The sequence below is a fragment of the Hoeflea sp. genome (assembly GCF_984452065.1).
This window is the reverse complement of the sequence record NZ_CFHWAF010000241.1, coordinates 1-2,919: the sequence shown is the minus strand read 5'-3', so window position 1 is coordinate 2,919 and position 2,919 is coordinate 1. Positions and strand designations below refer to the sequence as shown.

Sequence of the window (2,919 nt, the reverse complement as noted above, 5' to 3'; positions counted from 1 at the left end):
TGGCCGAGCCGGTCTCGACCTGCGTCCAGGAGATCTTTGAGTTAGCGCCGCGGCAATCACCGCGCTTGGTGACAAAATTGTAGATGCCGCCCTTGCCTTCGCTGTCTCCCGGATACCAGTTCTGCACCGTCGAATATTTGATCTCCGCATCGTCGAGGGCGATCAATTCCACCACCGCAGCATGAAGCTGATTCTCGTCCCTCTGCGGCGCCGTGCATCCTTCCAGATAGGAAACGTAACCCGCGTCCTCGCAGATGATCAGGGTGCGCTCGAACTGGCCGGTGTCCTTCTCATTGATGCGGAAATAGGTCGACAGCTCCATCGGGCAGCGAACGCCCTTGGGAACGAAGACGAACGATCCATCCGTGAAGACGGCCGAGTTCAGCGCCGCATAATAATTGTCGCTGACCGGAACGACCGATCCGAGATATCTGCGCACCAGCTCCGGGTGTTCGCGGACGGCTTCGGAGATCGACATGAAAATCACGCCGGCCTTCGCAAGCTCCTCCTTGAACGTCGTGACGACCGATACGGAATCGAAGACCGCGTCAACAGCCACTTTGGATTGTTGCACACCGGCGAGGATTTCCTGCTCGCGCAACGGAATGCCGAGTTTTTCGTAGGTCGCAAGGAGCTCCGGATCCACCTCGTCAATGGTCTTCGGCCCGGTCTGATTCTTTGGCGCTGCGTAATAGTAGATGTCGTTGAAGTCGATCTGCGGATATTCGACGCGCGCCCAATTGGGCGCGTCCATGGTGAGCCAGCGGCTATAGGCGTCCAGACGCCATTCAAGCATCCACTCCGGCTCATCCTTCTTCGCGGAAATGAAGCGGATGATGTCTTCGTTCAACCCCTTCGGGGCCTTGTCCATTTCGATGAATGTTTCGAAACCGTATTTATACTGGTCCACATCGATCTGGCGGACCTGATCGATCGTCTCCTGCACAGCAGGCATTGGCGCTCTCCAATCTCGCCGGGTTCAAGGTCCGGCAGTTGTCAACGTCATTATGTGTCCAGCCCGACATACAATCGGGCCTAATGCGAATCTAGTGTTTGGGAAATCAGATTTCCAACACTTATCCACGCTTGTAAACGGTATTTTGTAACTTTTCTAGACTAGCGTTGTTTTTCTTTCCGATTTTTGTCACGTTTTTCGTTGATTTTTCCGAAAACACGAAGAAATTCAGCCACTTCCTGATCGGTCGTGGCGGGTCCGACGCTGACACGGATTCCGCCGAGACCGGCATCCTCTCCCATGGCGGCGAGCACGTGACTGGGCCCGACCTTGCCGGAAGAGCAGGCCGATCCCGCCGACAGGGCAACGCCTTCAAGGTCAAAAGCGATTTGCGCCGTTTCGGCCTTGAGGCCCGGAAGCGAAAAGAAAGTCGTGTTGATCAGCCTCGGCGATTCGCGGGCGTGAATGATGCAGTCCGGCGCCAGTTCCATGATGCCGGCCTCGATCCTGTCGCGCGCGCCAGCCATCTTCTTTACGTTCGAATCAAAGTCGGCCAAAGCATGTTCGGCGGCGGCACCGAAGCCGGCGACGGCAGCGGGGTTTTCCGTTCCCGACCGGTGTCCCTTTTCCTGTCCGCCTCCGGGAACAAGCGGCACGGGCCGCATGATCTCTCCCGCGCTGACAATCGCGCCGGCGCCCTTCGGACCGCCGATCTTGTGAGACGACAGGATCAGGAAATCAGCACCGAGCGCGCCCATATCGAGTGCCAGACGGCCCGCGGCCTGAACCGCATCGACCACCAGTATGCCGCCATGCTCCTTGACGATTTCGGAAACCGCGCCGACCGGCTGCAACACGCCGGTCTCGTTGTTGGCGAGTTGAGCGGCAACCATGGCAAGCCCCGACGCGCCGTCGTGCTCCGCGAGATGTTGCTCCAGAGCCTTCAGATCGGCAACGCCCTGACCGTCAACCGGCAACCGCCTGACCTGTCCGGGCTGAAAGCGGCCGCCTGATAAAATACAGGTATGCTCGACCGCGGGGGCGTAAAGGCGGGAGACGGCAAGGTCGGACTTGCCCATCTTGTAATCCGGCGTCAGCACGGTCGCCGCCGCCTCGGTGGCCCCGGATGTAAACGTTACGCCTGCCGGTTCCGCTCCGGCGAGTGCCGCAACCTGGCGGCGCGCTTTCTCAATCACGGCGCGGGCGGCACGGCCCTCCGCATGGACGGAAGACGGGTTGCCCGGCAGCGCCAGCACCTCTTCCATCGCCTCGCGTGCCTGCGTCAGCAAAGGCGCGGTGGCATTGTAATCCATATAGATGCGTGACTTGCTCATGCTTCGTCAAATCCGGCGCCGCCGACAACGCCTTATTTTCCTTGAAATTCCGGATGCTGATGGCTTATGACACCTGCTTATATCCGGAAGGATAATGAAAAACCAAATCGAACCGACCTACATAGCGTTGGCGGACCGAAGCACAAAGCCGACTTGGCTGGCCGGCCCCGCCCGATTGTACGTTTGAGCCGGAGACACAATGCCCGAAGTCATCTTTAACGGTCCAGCGGGGCGGCTGGAAGGCCGCTATCAGCCCGCGAAGGAAAAGAACGCACCGATCGCCATCGTTCTGCATCCGCACCCTCAGTTCGGCGGCACGATGAACAACCAGATCGTCTACCAGCTCTTTTACATGTTCCAGCAGCGTGGTTTCACCACGCTGAGGTTCAACTTCCGCTCCATCGGTCGCAGCCAGGGTGCGTTTGATCACGGCACCGGCGAACTGTCCGACGCCGCGGCGGCGCTCGACTGGATCCAGAGCCTGCACCCGGACAGCAAAAGCTGCTGGGTCGCCGGTTATTCCTTCGGAGCCTGGATCGGCATGCAACTCCTCATGCGCCGTCCGGAAATCGAAGGCTTCATGTCGATCGCGCCGCAACCGAACATCTACGACTTCGCATTCCTTGCGCC

General features: G+C 59.2%; 3 protein-coding genes. 1 reads left to right on the top strand and 2 read right to left on the bottom strand.

Translation table 11 applies throughout. The annotated features are described in order from the left end of the window. Both sufB and AC5E6N_RS23935 read right to left on the bottom strand, forming a co-directional pair. Window positions 1-955: Fe-S cluster assembly protein SufB (sufB, locus tag AC5E6N_RS23940; RefSeq protein WP_491750161.1), on the bottom strand; the 955-nt coding region annotated here is incomplete at its 3' end. Between the two features lie 161 nt (window positions 956-1,116). After that, window positions 1,117-2,289, bottom strand: a complete 1,173-nt coding sequence (locus AC5E6N_RS23935) for a cysteine desulfurase family protein (protein WP_491750160.1) — start codon at window positions 2,287-2,289, stop codon at window positions 1,117-1,119. Between the two features lie 199 nt (window positions 2,290-2,488). Here AC5E6N_RS23935 and AC5E6N_RS23930 point away from each other — a divergent pair. Next, a partial coding sequence (locus AC5E6N_RS23930) for an alpha/beta hydrolase (RefSeq protein ID WP_491750159.1) occupies window positions 2,489-2,919 on the top strand: 431 nt, incomplete at its 3' end.